This window comes from Vibrio sp. R12-SG2-ISO1 (assembly GCF_059834045.1).
Genome location: NZ_JCBDGO010000010.1, coordinates 80,644 through 101,413 on the forward strand (window position 1 = coordinate 80,644; position 20,770 = coordinate 101,413).

The 20,770-nt window shown below is 50.2% G+C and carries 20 protein-coding genes; 3 read left to right on the forward strand and 17 right to left on the reverse strand.

The features are described from left to right. Position 1 precedes the first annotated feature (1 nt). The 17 genes from AC6R10_RS09485 to AC6R10_RS09565 form a co-directional block, all read right to left on the reverse strand. A complete protein-coding gene (locus tag AC6R10_RS09485) occupies positions 2-439 on the reverse strand; it encodes an MSHA biogenesis protein MshP (RefSeq protein ID WP_500627094.1) in 438 nt (145 codons plus the stop codon). Beyond that, positions 429-1,145, reverse strand: coding sequence for a PilW family protein (locus AC6R10_RS09490; RefSeq protein WP_500627095.1), 717 nt, complete (start codon positions 1,143-1,145; stop codon positions 429-431). Before AC6R10_RS09490 ends, AC6R10_RS09485 begins: the two co-directional genes overlap by 11 nt. Then, on the reverse strand, positions 1,145-1,714 hold the full coding sequence (locus AC6R10_RS09495; protein ID WP_500672090.1) for a type IV pilus modification PilV family protein: 570 nt from the start codon (positions 1,712-1,714) through the stop codon (positions 1,145-1,147). The genes AC6R10_RS09490 and AC6R10_RS09495 overlap by 1 nt, the downstream gene beginning before the upstream one ends. Beyond that, positions 1,711-2,166, reverse strand: a complete 456-nt coding sequence (locus tag AC6R10_RS09500; RefSeq protein WP_500672139.1) for a prepilin-type N-terminal cleavage/methylation domain-containing protein — start codon at positions 2,164-2,166, stop codon at positions 1,711-1,713. The genes AC6R10_RS09495 and AC6R10_RS09500 overlap by 4 nt, the downstream gene beginning before the upstream one ends. A 210-nt stretch (positions 2,167-2,376) precedes the next feature. Next, a complete protein-coding gene (locus tag AC6R10_RS09505) occupies positions 2,377-2,841 on the reverse strand; it encodes a prepilin-type N-terminal cleavage/methylation domain-containing protein (RefSeq protein ID WP_500672091.1) in 465 nt (154 codons plus the stop codon). A gap of 33 nt (positions 2,842-2,874) precedes the next feature. Then, positions 2,875-3,450 carry a prepilin-type N-terminal cleavage/methylation domain-containing protein gene (locus AC6R10_RS09510; protein ID WP_500672092.1) on the reverse strand — a complete coding sequence of 192 codons (576 nt, stop codon included), beginning with the start codon at positions 3,448-3,450 and terminating at the stop codon, positions 2,875-2,877. A gap of 79 nt (positions 3,451-3,529) precedes the next feature. Continuing rightward, a complete protein-coding gene (locus AC6R10_RS09515; RefSeq protein WP_500672093.1) occupies positions 3,530-3,985 on the reverse strand; it encodes an MSHA biogenesis protein MshF in 456 nt (151 codons plus the stop codon). 4 nt (positions 3,986-3,989) lie between these two features. After that, a complete protein-coding gene (locus AC6R10_RS09520) occupies positions 3,990-5,210 on the reverse strand; it encodes a type II secretion system F family protein (protein ID WP_487901783.1) in 1,221 nt (406 codons plus the stop codon). 8 nt (positions 5,211-5,218) lie between these two features. Continuing rightward, positions 5,219-6,943, reverse strand: a complete 1,725-nt coding sequence (gene mshE / locus AC6R10_RS09525; RefSeq protein WP_500672094.1) for an MSHA fimbrial ATPase MshE — start codon at positions 6,941-6,943, stop codon at positions 5,219-5,221. After that, positions 6,933-8,102, reverse strand: coding sequence for a tetratricopeptide repeat protein (locus AC6R10_RS09530; RefSeq protein ID WP_500672095.1), 1,170 nt, complete (start codon positions 8,100-8,102; stop codon positions 6,933-6,935). Before AC6R10_RS09530 ends, mshE begins: the two co-directional genes overlap by 11 nt. Positions 8,103-8,105: 3 nt before the next feature. Further along, positions 8,106-8,945 carry an ExeA family protein gene (locus tag AC6R10_RS09535; RefSeq protein ID WP_500637883.1) on the reverse strand — a complete coding sequence of 280 codons (840 nt, stop codon included), beginning with the start codon at positions 8,943-8,945 and terminating at the stop codon, positions 8,106-8,108. 3 nt (positions 8,946-8,948) lie between these two features. Next, positions 8,949-10,580, reverse strand: coding sequence for a pilus (MSHA type) biogenesis protein MshL (mshL, locus tag AC6R10_RS09540; protein WP_487901787.1), 1,632 nt, complete (start codon positions 10,578-10,580; stop codon positions 8,949-8,951). A gap of 15 nt (positions 10,581-10,595) precedes the next feature. Further along, positions 10,596-10,931 (reverse strand): MSHA biogenesis protein MshK, encoded by a 336-nt coding sequence (locus AC6R10_RS09545; protein WP_500625665.1) that lies wholly within the window; start codon positions 10,929-10,931, stop codon positions 10,596-10,598. After that, the gene (locus tag AC6R10_RS09550; protein WP_334555028.1) at positions 10,924-11,571 is read right to left on the reverse strand and encodes a type II secretion system protein GspM; all 648 of its coding nucleotides are present in this window, start codon (positions 11,569-11,571) and stop codon (positions 10,924-10,926) included. Before AC6R10_RS09550 ends, AC6R10_RS09545 begins: the two co-directional genes overlap by 8 nt. Continuing rightward, positions 11,571-13,007, reverse strand: coding sequence for an MSHA biogenesis protein MshI (locus AC6R10_RS09555; RefSeq protein WP_500672096.1), 1,437 nt, complete (start codon positions 13,005-13,007; stop codon positions 11,571-11,573). Before AC6R10_RS09555 ends, AC6R10_RS09550 begins: the two co-directional genes overlap by 1 nt. Continuing rightward, positions 13,008-15,020 carry an RNase E specificity factor CsrD gene (gene csrD / locus AC6R10_RS09560; RefSeq protein WP_500672097.1) on the reverse strand — a complete coding sequence of 671 codons (2,013 nt, stop codon included), beginning with the start codon at positions 15,018-15,020 and terminating at the stop codon, positions 13,008-13,010. A 144-nt stretch (positions 15,021-15,164) separates the two neighbouring features. Beyond that, on the reverse strand, positions 15,165-15,701 hold the full coding sequence (locus AC6R10_RS09565; protein ID WP_334555025.1) for a single-stranded DNA-binding protein: 537 nt from the start codon (positions 15,699-15,701) through the stop codon (positions 15,165-15,167). Positions 15,702-16,034: 333 nt separating this feature from the next. On the opposite strand from AC6R10_RS09565, the gene AC6R10_RS09570 reads away from it, so the two are divergent. The 3 genes from AC6R10_RS09570 (at position 16,035) to uvrA (ending at position 20,750) form a co-directional block, all read left to right on the forward strand. Further along, positions 16,035-16,676: a LuxR C-terminal-related transcriptional regulator gene (locus AC6R10_RS09570; protein WP_487901796.1), complete on the forward strand. Its 642-nt coding sequence runs from the start codon at positions 16,035-16,037 to the stop codon at positions 16,674-16,676. A gap of 193 nt (positions 16,677-16,869) precedes the next feature. Beyond that, the gene (galU, locus tag AC6R10_RS09575) at positions 16,870-17,742 is read left to right on the forward strand and encodes a UTP--glucose-1-phosphate uridylyltransferase GalU (protein ID WP_500625660.1); all 873 of its coding nucleotides are present in this window, start codon (positions 16,870-16,872) and stop codon (positions 17,740-17,742) included. 185 nt (positions 17,743-17,927) lie between these two features. Further along, positions 17,928-20,750 (forward strand): excinuclease ABC subunit UvrA, encoded by a 2,823-nt coding sequence (uvrA, locus tag AC6R10_RS09580; RefSeq protein ID WP_500628794.1) that lies wholly within the window; start codon positions 17,928-17,930, stop codon positions 20,748-20,750. Positions 20,751-20,770 lie beyond the last annotated feature (20 nt).

The following is a 20,770-nucleotide window of genomic DNA, read 5'->3' on the forward strand; positions in this document are numbered from 1 at the left end:
ACTACTCCTTCACCCAGATCTGCTGACTGCGTCTTACCTCAGATACGCCTGAACCACAGGTCACGGCCGACTCCAAAATATAGAATTGCGCCCCATCTAAACTGCCGCGGTTCTCACACGAGATCTCTGCCAAGCGGCAGGAAGGGACAGTGCTGAGTAGCTGTTCGGCTTGTTCTTGTATTTGGGTGTCGGTGTCAGCGCATCGCTGGGCAATGGCGGAGTCTTGGCTATCTAGGGGATAAAACAGCGTCATCGCTACTTCATTGATGGAGTGGCTCAAAAGCCACGCTTGTGTGCCGAGGACGTCGCGTGTGTGAGCATCACGGTTAGACCATTCAATGCGACCAAGAGAAGTGGCTAAGAACCCCATCACAACCAGGACAAAAATCACCACAATATACAAATTGCCGCGTTGAGAACGCTGAGAATTACGGAACATTGATCACCTGTATATCTTGCTCAAATCGTGTACTTTCGCCATTTTGGGCAAACTCAACGTTGATATGGACCAAGCCATTACTTTGTACTGTGGCTGGAAGATACTCGAGCGAACCAGATTGGATGACAGAATCAGACAGAGGGTAGGTATCGCGCAACACCACACCACCACTGATACAATATTCACGCTCAGTATTTTTATCAAAAATATAGTGACGATTAGCAATCGAATGAGTCACAAGCGATGACGCGGCACTGGAAATGGCAAAAGCGCCACCAGAGAGCGCGCTGACATTACTATCCAAAGCAATCGTGTTGTCGATAACCTCTAAGCTTGTTGTGGGGTTGATGACCATAGAGAGACCGTTAAAGCTACTCGCATCAAGAGTACCTCCATCTGGTGCATCTTGCCCAACCACAAAATGAATGTCTGCGCCTGAAATTGCGTAAAAGCCCGAATATTCAATCGGGTAAAAGGAAAGGCAATCACCGTCGGAGGTAAACAGGTTAGGTACGGCGTGGCGAACCTCACGAGACATTTTCTCAATGATGAATTTGGCTTGCGTCTGTAAGCGCTGGCGCTCGACTGTATTGGAATACCCTTTCGCACCCAACTCAACAAAGCCTGCAATACCAAGCACCAAAATCCCACCAACGATAATGGTGAGGATCATTTCAATCAGCGTGAAACCACGAGTGCTTCTCATCAGTAGTTCCCCCGAAAACCAATCAAAGTGACGGGTTGGTGATTGCTCGCAGAAATCATCAGTTCAAGTTTCTTTAGTGACGCATCGTTTGGCTGCGCGTAGTCAACCGCCACATCCAAACGGAAGTTTTTGTAACTGCCAGAGGTATCATTAACTAAATGATTGAGGTCGCGACATTGGTTCTCGCCGCCCGGGCCATTAGGTACCCAGCAGCCGATAAAATCATCGACATCATCGTATAACCCCGGCTCATCATCCGTTTCGCCGATATCAAGCCCCAAATTAGGCGTCTCACTACCGGCCAAACCCGAACAGATCTTAGAGCCGATATCCACAGAAGACGAACAGCGCACCAACCCTCCTTGATTATCGCTATAATGATCAAAACCGCGGGCAAGGATTTGCGTCATCACACTTTGCCCGAGCGCTGCCGCTCGCGTGTCATAGTGTGGATCACCGGAGCGCGCAATTTGCGGCGACAAAAAACTGACTATCGTTACCATTGCCAGCCCCATCACCACAATGACAATCACGCTCTCGATCAGAGTAAAGCCGTTGTGAGATTTCATAAGCAGCTCCCTTTCGAGACATAGCCATTCGCCGCAATGTTGACATTGCATTGGCTTCCACTAGCGATGATTCGAACCGTGATGACTTGATCGGGCTCACCAAGCAGGTTGAACTCCAGGCGTGATATTAAAGGGAGAAAGGTCACGCCAGATTCCGCCACCCAGTCACTGCGGCCATCCGCTGTGCTACTGCACCCTGCCACTGAACCCACGCAGTTTGGCTGCACGGTTAAAGTATAGGCGTCTGAACTGCTGCCATCAGCGAGGTTGGATTGCATTCGGCTGACTTGAATTTGGCGAATCACCGAAATTACCTGTTCTTGCGCCACAAAGGCAGCAAAGCTGTCTTTGCCAATATAGCGACTCGCCGCATACAGCGAGACAATCGCCACCAGAATAATCACGACGATCAATTCAATTAAAGTAAATCCATTAAGCGCTTGGCGTTTCATCACGTTATGCATCCCCGAACAGTGTTATGAGTATAACGTAGATTGGCAGGGTAATGATTGATAAATAAGGAAAGATTGGGAATAACACAACGTAAAAAACCGATATTGAATAGACAATATCGGTTTCATCATGCTTCGAGTTAATCAGAAATTCGCATGTGCTGCTGGTTTCTCTACATCCACTCAGTTTTTTATTTTAACTACCAATCATTAGCAGTCGTTTGCATCAGCTACGGTAATCGATGGCCCTGATGCTGATTCAGCAACAGTCATTTTATAAACGACAACACATTTGCTGTCTGTTGAACTGCCAGTAAATGAGTATACAACACTAACATCTTCTGCTGCACTTGCGTGATTCTCGATGACAGCAAAATCACCATTGCTCTCTATCGCATTTCCGATGCCCGTAGCCGAGGGTGCAGGGTAGCCATATACGACTTCCACATTCCCATCAACAGTACCACTAATAGACTTTTCAATACCTTGGATTGCTGATTTACCATACACAATCCCAGAAGCCCCTGCCATTGAACCCCTTAGACCTTGCAAAGCAGATGCACGCGCATCACCCTGCAAATTCAAAAATCTTGGCGCTGCGGTAACCGCAAGAATACCTAGAATAACAATTACCACCACTAGTTCGATTAGGGTGAAACCGCCTTGTCTTTTCATAGTTAGATCTCTCTATAGTGAATATCCGCAGGGTTACTGCAAAGTTACGGTCACACGACCAGTTTCAATTTCATACACAAACTCGTGCTCGCTGGTGCCTTCTTGCTGAACATAGGTACAAGTGGAGGCCGAGCTATCGGCTTGCGCAGAATACTTTATGTTCGAGTCACTGCTTACATCCGCTACAGTGCCAACTCGAGGAGGGTTTTGCAACAGGTTGTCCATCAAATCAACGCAGGCTTGATCGGTCAAACTGGTTGGGTAGTCTACGTTGTTGCTGTTTAATGCTTGCGGGTAACCATCACGAAAACCGGTATCGGCACCGTTGCTGTTTTTTGATCGCGTTAGCCAGAAGTCTACGCCATCGTAATTGACCGTATTGTAGGTTTCCGCGTTGATGGTAACCGATGGCCTTGCCTCAGCTTCCCACTGCGCGCGAGCAGACAATACGCCCGTGGCAAATCCACCAGCGACACCTTGTATACTGGCTTTTTTCGCTTCATCCGTCACGTCGAGAAAACGTGGTAGCGCGGCGACAGCCAGTAGGCCGACCACAACGATCACCACAACGAGCTCCACCAAAGAAAAACCAAACTGTTTGTTAGACATAGTTGCAACCCAGTAATTAGTACGCCGTATTATACGGATAAAACATAGATACGCTACGAAAGATGGCGATTATACCGACCTATCGCGCCAGAAAAACGACCTTAGTCAAAAACTTACCGTTTTTTAAACTCATCACGATCGTTTGATCGGACGAGTAATCATAATGGCAAATATAACCGCGCAAATCAGATTCATCTGAAATATGCTGCGGAGTTTGCCGTAATACTCTCTCTTCAGGGTAGAGCGCGCGATACCAGTACGCGCAATCCACATCCCCTTGCTCGTTAAGGGGCAGTACCCACCCCTTAGCGGAAAAATGTACTTTACGCTGCTCAATCGTGAGCGACGTCGGTTGCTTGGCGAGCAGCCATTGCTGTCTATAGTAACTGGCTCGCTCCACAATCCGCTTGGACGCCACGGCAAAGGCGGCGTCGTCCGCTTGATGTTCAACATCTTGCCACACCATACTGTACGTCATGATCAAGATGATCACCAACAGTAGCCATATCACCAACCGTGCCCGCTCGATCACCATGACGCTATCCTTTGATTGCGTCCAACATGCCCCACATCGGCAAGAAGATCCCGAGAGCCAATATCAAGACCATGCCCGCCACCACCACCAACAAGAACGGCTCAATTCGAGCGGTTAAGGTTTTTAAATCGTAGTCCACTTCTCGGTCATAAAAATCAGAGACTTCCATTAGCAAGGCATCAATGCGCCCTGTCTCTTCCCCCACCGACAGCATTTGAATCACCAATGGGGTAAAAATGCCACTATTAACGGCAGTGGAGGAGACGGTACTGCCTGCTTCAATTGCCGCTTTCATCTCCATCAAACGATTTTCTAAATAGCGGTTATCCAGCGCCTCGGCGGATAACGCTAATGATTGGTTAAGCGGCACGCCCGCCTTGAGCATCAGAGCAAAAGTTCGTGAAAAACGCGACAGCAGAGCGCGGTTGATAAGCTCTCCAACCACCGGCATCCTCAGGCGAAATTTATCCCATTTTTCTCGTCCATTATCCGTCCCTACCCAAGAGCGGAACGCAAACAGCGCCGCGACAATCGCGGCGACCATCCAAGTCCAGTAGTTAACAAAAAAGCTGGAAGTCGCCATCAAGATCTTGGTTGGCATCGGCAAGTCGACGCCAAAACGGGCAAACATACTAGAGAACTGCGGAATCACTTTGACGTTGAGTACAAACATCGCCACGGTGATAAACAAAATTACAAACGTTGGGTAACGCATCGCGGTTTTGATGCGTTTACGGGTTTCCACTTCTTGCTCGTAGTAGTTCGCCAGTTGCAGCAGCGCTTGGTCGAGGCGACCTGTGTTCTCACCGACCCCAATCATGGAGACAAACAGCGGGCTAAACACCTTCGGGTGCATTTTCATCGACGCAGACAAACTGCGACCGTTGGTCAACTCCTGAGTCACCTCTTCTAGCGCTTCGGTCAGCTGCTTGTGAGCACTGTTTTGCGTCAAGCCTTTCATTGAGCGCAGTAACGGCACCCCTGCTTTGGTCAAGCTGTATAACTGACGACAAAAAATCACCAACACTTCCAGCGGCACACTGGGAGTAAACAGCGCTTTTAAATCGATGTTAAAGCCACTACTGCCACCCCCTAACGATAGCTCGGTGGGGATGATGCCTTTGTTCATCAACTGCTCTGCGGCGGCGTCTTGTGTCGGCGCCTCAAGCACCCCCGACACCGATGCCCCTTCTAGATTACGCCCTTGGTAACGATAACTCGGCATAGCTCACCTTAGAGATAAATCGCTTGGTTAAAGCCAGAGGAGTCGCCTTCGCCAAGCCCCATCACTTCATCCAAACTCACCACACCTTGCAGCGCCAGTTCCATCGCAGAGGCAAGCAGCGGCTTGTAGGTTTTTGATTGCCTTGCCACTTGAGCAAAGCCAACCGCGTCATTGGCGCGCAGTTTGTCCATCATATCTAGCTCAAGTTCGAGCATTTCAAACACACCGATACGACCACGATAACCAGTCAGGTTGCAGTTTTGACAACCACGACCACGCACAAACGTCGCCTCTGCTTGATTCGGAAAACGCTGAGCCAGCCATAACTTGCGGCTCTCATCGGGCGTCTCTTCTGTTTTGCAGTCTGGGCACACCTTACGCACTAGACGCTGCGCGACCACGGCTCGCACTGAGCTGGCAACCAAGTAGCCCGGCGCGCCCATATCCATCATGCGTAGCGCACTATCAATGGCATCATTGGTGTGTAACGTGCTGAGTACCAAGTGACCCGTCAATGCAGCGCGCAGGCCTATTTCCACCGTCTCTTGGTCACGCATCTCACCAATCAAAATGATGTCTGGGTCTTGACGAAGGAAGGTACGCAACACCGTTGAGAAGTCTAAATCTATCTTCGGGTTAACTTGAACTTGGTTAACCCGTGGCAAGCGATATTCCACCGGGTCTTCGGCGGTGATGATCTTTTTCGCTGAGCTATTGAGCTCGCTAAGTGCGCCGTACAAGGTGGTGGTTTTACCGGAACCGGTTGGGCCGGTCACCAAAATCATGCCATGTGGACGTTTGAGCTGACGGCGCAAACGAACCAAGAGATCGTCTGGCATGCCTGACGCTTCAAGCTTTTGAATACCGGAGGATTGGTTGAGCAAACGCATCACCACCGATTCACCATGCTGAACCGGCATGGTCGACATACGAATATCGACCGATTGCCCCTTGGCGCGAATATTAAAGCGGCCATCTTGTGGCAAGCGTTTCTCTGAAATATCAAGATTGGCCATTAGCTTTAAGCGCAGTACCAGAGCGGAAGCGATATTGACTTCATTGAGTAGCGTTTCATGCAGCACACCATCAATACGCTGACGTAAGCGCAGTACATTCGCATCAGGCTCAATGTGAATATCGGAAGCGCCGATTTGGATCGCATCTTCAAACAGCGAGTTGATCAGTTTAACGACAGTCACCTCTTCGCTGTCATCATCTTCAATGGTGTAATCGAACGCGTCCGTGACTTGGTGTTCAGCTTGAAGCTGCTCCGCAAAGGAGGCGATCTCTTTGGTGCGGCGATAGTAACGGTCAAAACCATCCACCAACTGCTTCTCGGGGGCAATGACAAACTCGATGTTGTATTGCGACAGCTGCCCAAGCAGCGCTTCTTGGGCAAACAAGTCTGCCGGATCGCTCATGGCCACGCGCAGGGTGTCGCCCTCTTGACCAATCACTAAGGCACGCAGACGCCTTGCGTGCACCTCAGGCAACACTTGCACCGCATCGATATCAACGTTCGCGCGCGCCAAATCAATCAGCGGCACATTAAGCTGCTGCGATAAGAACGAGAGCATCTGCTGCTCAGTCAAAAAGCCCAGTTCAATCAGCGCAGCACCGAGCTTTCTGCCGGTCGATTTTTGCGCCGCCAGCGCTTGCTCAACTTGCTGCTCGGTAATGATCCCCTCTTCAACCAACAAGTCACCGAGACGTTTTCTGAGTTTAATTTTCACGGGTGGGCTCCTGTAGTTGAGCAATAATGGCGAGGCGGTCGCGGGCAAACTGTTGAGATTGACTGGATAAGCCGAGATTCGATAGGGCTTGCTGATACGCTTGTTGCGCGCCGTCTAATTCAAACGCGCGCTCTTTGGCAATCGCCAAACCAAGCCACCAGCGCCCGCTGTCGGGCTCACGCTCAGTGAGTGCTTGATAACTCTCTTTGGCGAGGGCGTTTTGCTGCTGCTTTTGTGCCAGTGCCGCGCGCAAAGAGAGATACTCCACCGAGGCTTGTCGTGGCAGATACGCCACCGCGGTCAACGCCGCCGTATTTTGCTGCTCTTTGATGAGCAATGTCGCCAGCGCGATGCGCAGCTCATTGCTCTCTTTGTCTAGGCTGATGCCCTTTTGCAGAATATCGACCGATTTACGCACTTCCCCCTTGCCATAGTAGAGCGCCGCAAGACGTTTGCGAATCTCAAACTCTTCCGGGGTGTAGTTCAGCGCTTGATGATAATGCTCAAGGGCCTCTTTAAAATTGTTACTCTCAAGCGCTTTTTGCCCACGCGCCTGCGCTTTCTCAGCCAATTGTGCAGGGGTCAGTTCAACGTGCTCCACCACCATGCTGCCGCTCGATTCATTTCCCTTCGAGACCGTGCTACTCGAAACAATGCTATTCGAAACAGTGCCACCAACTGAAGTACTACGCGACGTAATGGACATACTCTCTTCTTGCACCTCGGTGGCGCTTACCTCGGTGACGCTTAGCGGCGTTGCTACCTTAGCAACTAAAACAGGTTTCTCCACCGCGGGCTTATCGACCACTATGGGGGAAGGCGCTCTAGATGGCGAAGAGGCATGCTGAGTCGATGGTGCCGATTTTTTCTCAGGCGCAACGTAGACGGCTTGAGCACTTGAGGTGAGTTTCGCTGTTGGTGAAGGTACTGGAGTCGCGTCAGATAGCGGAACGTTCTGCTTTTTCGTCATCTGGCTGATTGCTGTCTCTTGCTGAGAGAGCGCAAAACCACCGACTGCCAGACTTAAGAAAAAGCTCCCCACCACCCAAGGTAGGACACGCACTTGTTTAACGGGCGCAACGACGGCACGTTGCATCGTCTCGTTGGCGCCGGATTGTTTATCCGTCAATTGGGTGAGAGCATTGTTGATGGCACTCATGGTTTAACTCCACCCCCACAACAGTGGGTGTTTAAATTTGGGTTTAACGGTATCGAACGTATCATGAATAGCGTCAAACAAGTCTTGATTCGTTAACTGATGCGCCCCTTTGCTAAAGGCCGACACCAACGCTTTGTGGCACACTTGGTTGATCAATCTCGGATAACCTTGGCTCGCGCGCCATACGGCCTTTTTATGCGCCAGAGACATCAGACTCGCCGGTGCTGACGCGCGCGTTAAGCGGTTATCGATGTACGCGACCGTTTCGTCTAAATTGAGCGCTCTCAACTTAGCATTAAAGGTGATGCGCTGACGAAACTGACGCAAATGATGCTGCGAGAGGCGCTCATCCAACTCTGGCTGACCCACCAACACGATTTGCAGAAGTTTGCTTTGCTCGGTTTCCAAATTGCCAAACAGTCGCAACACTTCCAGTGCATCATCGCTGAGCGCTTGCGCTTCATCGACCAACACCACCACTTTTTTCTCTTGCTGGGCCAGCTCAATCAGCTTGTTGTGGATATCATCGACCACACTCAGCTCATTTTGCGATGACACGCCCAGCTCTTTGGCTATCGCAAAGCGCAGCTTATCGCCGCTCAATGCGGGGTTGGGCAGAAATACCAATTGCACTTGATCGAGAAAGTGACGCGTCATCATCCGACACACCATGGTTTTCCCTGTGCCTACTTCTCCCGTCACTTTGATCACGCCCTCACCCATGCTGAGCGCGGCATTCACGGTTTGAATCGCTTCATAGTGCGGCGCTAAGCCTAAAAACATCTCGGTATTGGGCGTGAGATGAAACGGCTGCTGAGAAAAACCAAAGTGCTCTAAATACATGACCTAGTTATCGTCAGGGAACCACTCAAGCAAGAGATCACGCGAGCGCTCAAGCTCTTTCTGCCAAGTATTGACCCCGACCACCGTCGGTTTAAGCAAAATCACTAGCTCGGTTTTCTGGGTAATTTGGCTGGTGTTTCTAAATAGGTGCCCGAGCGCTGGAATATCACCTAAAAATGGGACTTTCGAGGTTTGATCTAGGGTATTGGATTTCATCAATCCGCCAATAACCACTACGTCACCATCTTGGGCGCGAATCACCGAATCCGACTCTCGAATGGAACTAGTGGCAAGAGGTAATGTGAGGCTATTGCTGCCGTAGGTTATCTCTTTAGTCTCCTCACTGACATCAATCACAGCAGGGTGGACATGGAGTAATACATTGCCTTGATCGTCAATTTGTGGCGTAACATCCAATGAAATACCTGAGAAGAAAGGCGTTAACTCAACATCCGTTGAAGTAGTTGTTGTAGAGCTACTCGAATCGGTATCTGTCGAAAAATCGGTGACGAAGTAACTATCAGTACCTACTTTAATGACCGCTTTCTGGTTATTTGATGCCGTTACTCGTGGGCTAGATAAGACATTCAAATCTCCCTGTGTAGCCATAAAGCTGATCACAGCATCAAAACTCCCGCTAGAAATCACCAAATTAGTCTGTCCCCCCAACAAGGTTCCAATGGCATCAAGTCCAGGTAAAGTTGAGACACTTCCATCCCCACTAATACTCCCTTGACCTAAACTAAAATCGGTGCCGTTGGATGAAAACGCCTTCGACCAATTGATCCCTTGCTGGTAGCCATCACTTAAGGTGACTTCCAAAATCTTGGCTTCCAAGATCACTTGGCGGTGCATACGCTGTTGTGAGACGCCGATGAAATTACGCACTTCTCGAATTTCGTCAGGATACGCGCGCACGGTAATCACACTGGCTTGCGGCGTGACAACCACACTTTGGCCGCGATCATTACCGATCAGCTGTGAGACGGCGGTTTGCAGCTGTGGCCAGAAATCACTTTCACTGGTGGTTTCAATTTCCGTTCCACCTTTAGTTGAACTTGCCGAACGAGTCGACGAGGAGCTCGAACTGGAGGAGCTGCTCGATGAGTTGGTGTCTGTATTGGTAATGGTTCCCGTCGTGATCGAGGTCAACGAGCGCCCTGAACGCGTAAACTGCAAGTAATCGACAGGAATGGTCACGGTTCGAAGCCCCGCAGGGTAAACCTGAATCACATTGCCCGATTTGCTGATCTCATAGCCGTAGAGGTCGCGCACCACCGCCAGCACTTCATCCATGGTCACATCGGTTAAATTAAGGGTGATATTACCTGCAACGCTTGGATGGATGGCGGCACTAAATTCTGTCCCTACCACCAAACTGGTGAAAAACGCTTTCGCATCAACACCGTCCGCTTTAACGCGAAAACGCTTTAAGGTTTTGGCGCGATTGGCTCCGCTGTCACTCAGTTCAGGCATCAAGTCTGCACTCACTTCCGGAGGCAAATCGGTCAAAGCGCGACTGTTTGATTCATTGATGGATTCATTCAAGGCCGCTTTGACTTCAACCGGATCGCGATGGCCCATCGAGCAGCCCACCAGAGATGTTATTGTTATTGCTATGGCAAGTTTACGCATATCCTTCCACTGACCTTATTGCTTAATATCTAGTGTGAACATAGACAGTGTCCACTGCTGATTCCCGCGAGCGAGCACCACGTGTTCTGGCTCGATACGGCTGACTCGATACCCGTTTACGGTATCTCCACGCTGCGCCACTTTCCCGCTTAATACCGCCTGACATGGGCTCATTTCATGGCAGACAATACTTTGCACTTTGGGCAACGGTGGGCGTTTCGGTTTGGTGGCCACCGCCACCTCTGCGGGTTTGACCCACCCAAGGGGCGCGGTAGGATCATCGGATGCCTGTGAGGGCAACGCGATGCCAACAAATGCCGCGATGGCGGCCAAAACAAGCTGCTTAACCACCAATAAACTCCTGCCTTGTCCCTAGGGTGTAAACTTCCATCACCAAGCGCGCGGTTGGGTAACTTTCGACCGAATAGTGAAAGCGTCGCCAATAGTACTTGCTTGGCATGGACTCCAATGTCTCGAGATAGGTGACGATAGAGAAAAAGTCGCCAGTGAGCTCAATTTGTACAGGGTGAAGATAGTAGCCCGACTCACCTTGATTGCCTTTACGCATAATCGGCTCCGCTTTGAGCGACTGCAAAGAGACTAATCGCAGACCTTTGCTGCTGGCTAACACACTTTCAAGCATTTGCGCCATTTGGTTTGGGGTTAGCAATCCCTCAATGGTTTTTGCCAACTCCTCTGACAGCGCCTGACTTTCGATAGACAAACGCTCAAACTCTTGGTTGATCGCTTGGTTAGGATCCTGTTTAAGCTTCGCTGTCATGAGCAGCACTTCCCCTTCGAGGCGCTGCGCGTTGGCTTTACTGGTCATCACTTGACGATTCAGTTGCTCGTTGGCCTTTATCGTGGGTTCTATCAACAAGACAAACATCACCATGACGATCAACACCACGCCACACAAAGTGATCAGCCACTTTTCTCTTGCGCTGAGCTTGGCAAACTTATCGTTCCATTGAATCCATACCTTAGCCACTATTTGGATTCTCCTTTTGTTTTCAGCTCAAACGTAATGATGTCTTGCTCATTACGGCCGATACTCAACTGCTCAAACGAACGACCGACCAAATTGAGTTCGGATTTAAATTCGCTCACCCAGCTTGGAATCGCTGCAGCTTCTCTTGCTAGGCCCTTAAGATCGAGTGATGAGGATGAGATAGCGATCGAGTCGAGCGAGATATCGTCTCTGGCTAATTCGGATAGCGAACGCATCACCCCGGAGTAGCCCACTTGGGCAGACTGATCAAATTGACGGACCGCATGGAGTGAGTCTCGCGTGGCGGCAATTTCTTGCTTCAGCCGCTCCACCGCCGCCACTTTGGCAGCATCAGGTTTGTGCTTGGCGAGCTTTTCTGTCAGCGCTTTTGCTTCGGCGTCCAAACTGCTCTCTTGTTGTTTCCACTGCGCCAGTTCTTTACCGAGTTGGCCTTGCTGCATGGCCTCATAACCGTAGAGCAACACACAAACCACCAGTAACGCCGCCCACACGATGGCGACGTTGGTTAAGGTAAAGCGCTGTTTCTTCGGTTTGAGGCTGTCAGGGAAGAGGTTGACCATCGTGACCGTTTGCTGCGCAGCACGCAGCAGCACATGGGCCGACTCCACCGACTCATCATTCAGTGGCGCAACTTTAACGCTCAGGCGCTCAGAGAGCGCATCGGCGATCTCTTGCTGATCCTCTTCATCACAACACACTTTCATCTGATGCAAAGAGAGCGAGCGCATCTGTGAAGAGAGGTAATCGACCGAACGTTGTAATTCCAGAGCGATGCTATCTAGCTGCAATAAACTGCTGGCCACACCAGTCAAAGGCGGCGTAACGCCGCGAATGGTGCGCTGAAACACGCTGTGCCCATCAACGAATGCACTGATCTTAAATTGTCCTTGCTTGGCACGTTGCAGCAAGAGAAATTGTGTCAGTTCTCCTGCGCTGTGCGCCCACAGCTCATCTTCCACGGCTACAGCATTGAGCGTTAGCCCTAGCGATTTGAGTGATTGATAAAGTCCGAACACCATTTTTTTCTGCGTGACATACACTTGCAGCTTGCTGCTGGTTGGCATCGGTGTGGAGTCCACCAACACATCGGTCACTTTTTCAGAAATCAGATCTTTAATCAAAAACGGTAGGGCGGCGCTGAGCTCCTGTTCAGGCACTTTCGGTTTTTCTATCTGGTAGGTTTGGTACAAGCCAGAGTGAAGCACGACATTGACCGTGCCCTGAGACACCTTATGTTGCTTGAGTGCGTTAAGGAGTATCTCTTGCCAGTTTTGGCTATCACAAGCGAGCTCAACGACTTGCTCCGCATGCTCGGGCAGCGACAAATGCAGCGCACTAGGCTGCACCACCACCGACAAACTGGGCGCGGTTTTTGACTTTGGTTTGAAGTGACCAATCAGTGATTTAATGTCCATTTAGCTGCTTGTTTTCCGCCAACGATTTCTACGACCTACTTGCACTTTGGGCGGAGCAGAGATGGACTGAGTCGCCGATTTTTCCGGAATAAGCTGACGCTCTTCCTCAAAATACCGCCCCTGCACACCCTCGACACCAAGAGAAAGTAAGGTTCTAAATTCTAATTTATTATCTACCCCAACGGCGATAACCTGCGTTTTCTTATCCGCACACGCACCAAGCATACTGCGGATATAGAGCTGATTTTCATGCCGTTGCTCGATCTGTTTAACCAAACCGCGATGCAGTTTTAAATAGGTGATAGAGAGATCTTTTAAGTAGTGTGTACTCACAATGGAGCGCCCAGCCTGACCGACCGTCACGCGACACCCTAACCCAGACATCACTTTGATCACTGGGCGCATATAATCTAAATGCTTAACCAGACGAGCTTCAGAGAACTCAAACATCAACTGGCCGCGCTGAGCTATGGTCAATTGTAACAGCTCATCTCGAAACCACTTGAAGTACTCTCGCTCCGCGAACGGCGTTACATCAAGGTTAAGCGAATAACATACTGAAGAATGCTGAGATTTTATTCTCTTTATCACCAACGTCAACATGGATTTGTCTAAAGTGGCGCCATAACCCACTGACTCTACGGCAGAAATAAAACGCGACGCTTTAAGTACCCCTTTTTCGGGATCGTTAATGCGTGCAAACAGTTCAAAATGATCGAGCTGGGTCTCTTGTTGTTCCGTCAGCAAATAACAAGGCTGCGCAAACACCAGCAGCTTATCGGGTGCCAATGCCATATCGAGTAAGGTTCGCCAACGAACGCTACCTCGGTCTTCTTCTGGAGAGGTATGTTTGTTGAATCGGCTCCAAGTATTATTGCCTTGCAGCTGAGCACTTTTCAGCGCGGTTTCCGCCTCGTCGATGATTCTGCCCTGACTTTCTCCCTCGTGATACATACTCACGCCAATATGAACCCAGTTGTCTTTATCAAGCGGGTTGGGCGGGGTTAATTTCGCCAATTGTTTGAGCGCGGCACTCGCCAAATTCGCCACTTCTTTATTCGACAAATGCGGGGCAAAAATCGCGAAGTCTGACTGGTAGTAGCGCGACAAAATCAGATCAGGATAGCGTTGAATCACATTGTTCAGCCCCTCTCCGACCTCGATAAGAAAGTCATTCGCAAGCTTTTCACCGTACTCTTCTCGAATCAGCGCCCAATCATCCACTCTGAGCAGCAAAATGCCACCTCTTGAGCCACTTTCAGATAATGCTGACTCCAATTTACTATCAAAGAGGACACGATTTGCCGTTCCGGTCAGCTGATCAAGAAACGTCTGAGTACGAATAAAGGCATCAAATCGACTGCGCTCTTGACGCGCATCTTGCAACTCTTCAATCAAGGTATCGAGCGCCTGACTGGCGGTGTAAGGCCACTCTGTGGGGTCACCTTTCGCATACTCTTCCACTCGCCCCGCCAAAATCATCCGCCCGCGCTCTTCAAGCCGCTCGCTGCCCGAGAGTTGCTCTTTCAGCCATTTCACCCCTTGCATCAAACAGAAAATGACCAAACCAATTGCCATGGTGATTGACCACATGGCTTGCAGCGAGTAGCCATAGCCAATGTAAGGAGGCACCGCTTTAAAATCGATCTGATAACCGACATTGCGCTCGAGCGGATACGATTGCTGATACAAGAGTGCGGGTTCGACTTTGGACGACGTGTCTTTGAAACGGTAGATCACGCCGTACGAGGAGGAGAGCTCCATTTCGACGATGTTCGACGCTTGGAGCATTTTAGGCATCCAGCGTTGGAGAGAGTAGGCAGCGTCAGGGTCTTCCATCTCCTTGTCCACAACCTCAACGATTCCCTGCAAGGATTGATCAAGATACTGCTGACCTAGACTACGAAACGAGAGTGTCCCACCGAGAAATAGAATGAACATCGCAATGATCACTATCATGGTGACAAAAGCGACTAAGCGAGTGCTCAATTTTAAGGTAGGGGTGTACCTCATGCGTTCGGAGTTCCTTTCCTAACAGTGAGCATCGATACCGACCAACAAGGCTCGATGACCATCAATGACAGCAAGTAATAGCTTGATTTTAGTCACTATACAAAAAAGCCGCGACATTCGCGGCTTTTTTCTAAAACTAATGAGTTAGAACGGGATGTCGTCATCAAAATCCATCGGTGGCTCATTGTACTGAGGTTTTGGCTGTTGCGCTTGTTGCGGCTGAGCGTATTGCTGAGAAGGCTGGCTCGCTTGCTGTGCCGGTTGTTGCGGCTGACCCCAACCTTGCTGCTGTGGCTGGCCCATACCTTGACCAGGCGCACCGCCTTGAGCACGGCCACCTAGCATCTGCATCACGCCATTGTAGCCTTGTACAACCACTTCCGTCGTGTAACGGTCTTGACCACTTTGATCTTGCCATTTACGTGTTTGCAGTTGACCTTCAATATAGACTTGAGAGCCTTTACGCAGGTACTCACCTGCGACTTCTGCCAACTTACCAAACAGTGCCACGCGGTGCCATTCCGTTTTTTCGCGCTGCTCACCGGTTGCCTTATCACGCCAGCTTTCAGACGTTGCAATTGTGATGTTTGCCACTGCGCCACCGCTAGGCATGTAACGTACTTCCGGGTCACCGCCCAGGTTACCGACTAAAATTACTTTGTTTACTCCGCGGGTCGCCATGATTCGCTCCGTCCAAATTTGAGTGTTGATACCTAAATAGCGCATTAGAATAACACGCTTTGACGCGCTGATAAATTTCTATCCCAAGATTCTCTTCTCAGCTTCTCTTCACAAGAATCCTTCATCAAGAATTCCTTATCAAGATGGACACACTGCGAGCCCGCGCCAATCCCACGCCGATATTCTTTCGAGCAAACTCACGTCAGATTGCTGCTGAGCTATCCATCGATTACTTTTGCGCTTGAAGCGAGACGCAAAGCAACGGCCTTAAATCGCACTTGATGCGATTTTGTACCACGCTAACGACTCGACTCACCGACTCATAGGCCTGCCATGCCCAAATCGTCTTACGCTCGTACTCTGCATTTTATCTGTAATAACAAAAACGACTCACACCCGCACGTCGATGATATCCAGCGGGCGCTGCGAATCACCATCCATCGTATGGAGCCATCAGAGCTGATGCTGGCGCTGCAACAAGAACGCCATCGGATATTGATATTTGACTACCAATTTGTGCATCAACAACAAGCGCAAATCGAAGCACTACCGCTTTTAAACAAACACTTTGAAGTGATTTTGATTAACTTGTATCAGCGCCTTTCCACCGATGAATTATTAACCTTTGGACATCTCAAGGGTCTGTTTTACTGCGACGACTCCCCAGAGGTGATCGCCAAAGGCTGCGCGGCAATCATTAATGGTGAAAATTGGTTACCTCGCAAAGTCACTGCACAATTGCTCTATCACTATCGCACGGTGATGAGCAGCCAAACGGCGACAGTGGTGCTCGACATCACCATGCGCGAGCTAGAAATTCTGCGCTGCCTTAAGAGTGGTGCGTCCAATGCACAGATCGCCGAGGACCTGTTCATCAGCGAATTCACGGTAAAATCGCACCTCTATCAAGCCTACAAAAAACTCAAGGTGCGAAATCGAGTCCAAGCGATGGAGTGGGCCAAAGCCAACCTCTGATGCCACTACCACACTCCAAAAACGAGCTAACACCCGCACATTTCTGGGCCGACAAGGAACGCTTTCATTCGCCATTTTCCACAGTCATGGTAAGGTATCGACCATCAATCACATCGCAAAGTGTGATTACGTCGTTCACGTCAGTTTTTACGGCGCTCACAAGGTTAAAAAATTAAAAAAAAGGGTATTACTCATGATTAAAAAGTGCCTCTTCCCCGCGGCGGGCTATGGGACGCGTTTTCTTCCTGCCACCAAGTCCATGCCAAAAGAAATGATGCCAGTGGTGAACAAGCCACTGATCGAATACGGTGTGGAAGAAGCGATTCAGGCCGGCATGAATGGCATGTGCATCGTGACAGGCCGTGGCAAGCATTCCATCATGGATCACTTTGATAAGAACTATGAGCTTGAGCACCAAATCAGCGGCACCAACAAAGAAGAGTTGCTGGTCGATATTCGTGACATCATCGACAGTGCTAACTTCACCTACATTCGCCAGCGTGAAATGAAAGGCCTTGGCCACGCGATCCTTACCGGGCGTGAGCTGGTTGGCGATGAGCCGTTCGCTGTTGTCCTCGCGGATGACTTATGTGTCAATGAGCAAGAAGGCGTACTGGCACAAATGGTCGCGCTATTTAAGCAGTTCCGCTGCTCAATTGTTGCTGTGCAAGAAGTGCCGGAAGATGAAACTCACAAATACGGCGTGATCTCTGGTGAAATGATCAAAGACGACATCTTCCGCGTTGACGACATGGTAGAGAAACCAGAAAAAGGCACAGCGCCAAGCAACCTTGCCATCATCGGCCGCTATATTCTCACTCCAGACATCTTTGAGTTGATCGAAAATACTGAGCCAGGAAAAGGTGGCGAAATCCAAATCACCGACGCGCTGCTCAAACAAGCCAAAGCAGGCTGTGTATTGGCATACAAATTCAAAGGCAAACGCTTTGACTGTGGTAGCGTCGAAGGTTACATCGAGGCGACCAACTACTGCTTCGAAAACCTCTACCTAAAAGACACCAAAACCTCTGAACTAGGTAAACAAGCCACAACCAAAGAGAGCTAATCTCTCTAGATTCAGTGCGAGTAGGCTCCCACCTACTCGCCCTTTTTTCCCTCCCTACCATAAACTCAAAACCAGGAACTAGGAACTAGCACCTCCAAACACTGTTCTTCCATCCAGTATTTTATTTGCACATTGCTCACGCTATGTAATACTTGTGCCACTATTTTTTGCCCTGAGTGATAACAATGGATCAGATAGAAGTCCGCGGTGCGCGCACCCATAACTTAAAAAATATCAACCTCACCATCCCACGCGATAAGCTGATTGTCATCACTGGCCTATCCGGTTCAGGTAAATCCTCGCTGGCGTTCGATACGCTCTATGCCGAAGGGCAACGACGCTACGTGGAATCACTCTCGGCGTACGCGCGTCAATTTTTGTCCTTGATGGAAAAACCCGACGTCGACCACATTGAAGGTCTCTCTCCTGCCATTTCCATCGAGCAGAAATCCACCTCACACAACCCTCGTTCAACCGTCGGCACCATCACTGAGGTCTACGATTACTTGCGTCTGCTCTACGCACGTGTGGGTGAGCCGCGCTGCCCTGACCATCATGTTCCACTCGCCGCGCAAACCATCTCACAGATGGTCGATAAAGTGTTGGCGATGCCAGAAGGGACAAAACTGATGCTGCTGGCGCCGATTGTCAAAGAGCGTAAGGGCGAGCACGTCAAAACGCTGGAAACCTTGGCAGCACAGGGGTTTATCCGCGCCCGTATTGATGGGGAAACCTGCGATTTATCCGATCCACCAACGCTAGAACTGCACAAGAAACACACCATCGAGGTCGTGGTCGATCGCTTTAAAGTCAGAGCCGACCTGCAGCAGCGCTTAGCCGAATCGTTTGAAACCACCCTAGAGCTGTCGGGCGGGATTGCAGTGGTCGCGCCGATGGAGGGCAATGACGAGGAGATCGTGTTCTCTGCTAACTTTGCTTGTCCGCATTGTGGCTACAGCATGCAAGAGCTTGAACCGCGCTTGTTCTCGTTCAACAACCCAGCCGGCGCCTGTCATACCTGTGATGGCCTTGGCGTTCAGCAATACTTTGACCCTGCACGCGTGATTTTGGATGAGTCACTCAGTTTGGCAGAGGGTGCTATCCGCGGTTGGGATCAGAAAAACTACTACTATTTCCAAATGCTGACGTCGCTCGCCAACCATTATCAGTTTGACCTGAACGCACCCTTTAAGTCTCTGCCAAAGAAAATTCGCGATGTGATTCTCACCGGCTCTGGCAGAACGGAAGTGGAGTTTAACTACATCAATGATCGCGGGGATATTCGCGTTAAACGTCATCCGTTTGAAGGCATTCTCAATACCTTGGAACGCCGCTATCGCGATACTGAATCTAACTCGGTACGCGAAGATTTGGCCAAGTACATTTCAACCAAAACCTGTAGCAGCTGTGACGGTAGCCGACTGCGCCTTGAAGCTCGCAATGTGTTCATTGGCGATACGACGCTGCCGGAAATTGTCGAACTCAGTATTGCCGATGCACTGACCTTCTTCCATGAATTGACTCTGGAAGGTCAGCGCGCACAAATTGCCGAGAAAGTGATGAAAGAGATCAACGACCGCTTGCAGTTTTTGGTCAATGTCGGTCTCAACTACCTCAACCTATCCCGCAGCGCCGAGACACTCTCCGGTGGTGAAGCGCAACGGATCCGTCTTGCCAGTCAAATTGGTGCCGGTTTAGTTGGTGTGATGTATGTACTGGATGAGCCTTCGATTGGTCTTCATCAGCGTGATAACGAGCGCCTGCTCAAGACGTTGACTCACCTACGCGATCTTGGCAACACCGTGCTCGTCGTTGAGCACGATGAAGACGCCATCCGTATGGCGGATCACGTGATTGATATCGGTCCTGGCGCGGGCGTCCATGGCGGTAACGTGGTGGCAGAAGGCACCATGGAAGAGATCATTGCCAATCCGAACTCTCTCACGGGCCAATACCTCAGTGGTCAAAAGCAGATCCGAGTCCCAACGGAGCGCACGCCTAAGGATCCGAAAAAAGTCGTGCAGCTCATTGGCGCGACGGGCAATAACCTCAAAGATGTCACGTTGGAGATCCCTGTCGGGCTGTTTAGCTGCATCACCGGGGTGTCTGGCTCAGGCAAATCGACTTTGATTAACGATACGTTCTTTAAAATTGCCCACACCGAGCTCAATGGTGCGACGACCGCCACACCCGCGCCGTATAAAACCATCAAAGGGCTACAACATTTTGATAAGGTGATCGACATCGATCAAAGCCCGATTGGTCGCACTCCGCGCTCAAATCCAGCGACCTACACCGGTATTTTTACACCCATTCGTGAGCTGTTTGCTGGCACACAGGAGTCACGCTCTCGTGGTTACAAACCGGGCCGGTTCAGTTTCAACGTGCGCGGCGGGCGTTGTGAAGCTTGCCAAGGTGATGGTGTGATCAAGGTGGAAATGCACTTCTTGCCAGATGTGTATGTCCCTTGTGACGTCTGTAAAGGCAAACGCTACAACCGCGAAACCTTAGAAGTGCGCTACAAAGGCAAAACCATTGACGAAGTGTTAGAGATGACGGTCGAAGACGCACGAACCTTCTTCGATCCAGTTCCTGTGATTGCTCGTAAGTTGCAAACCTTGATGGATGTGGGCTTGTCTTACATTCGCCTAGGTCAAGCGGCCACGACCCTCTCCGGGGGGGAAGCGCAGCGCGTTAAATTGGCGCGTGAGCTCTCTAAGCGCGATACCGGCAAAACACTCTACATTCTCGATGAGCCGACCACAGGTTTGCACTTCCACGATATCGAGCAGCTGTTAGCCGTGTTGCACCGCCTGCGTGATCACGGCAATACCGTTGTGGTGATTGAGCACAACCTCGATGTGATTAAAACTGCAGACTGGATCGTCGATTTGGGGCCGGAAGGGGGACAAGGCGGCGGTGAAATTATTGCTAGCGGAACACCGGAAGATGTGGCCTTGGTCGAAGGCTCACACACAGCGCGCTTCCTTAAGCCTATGTTAAAGTAAGCAATAGTAGTAAAAGTGAA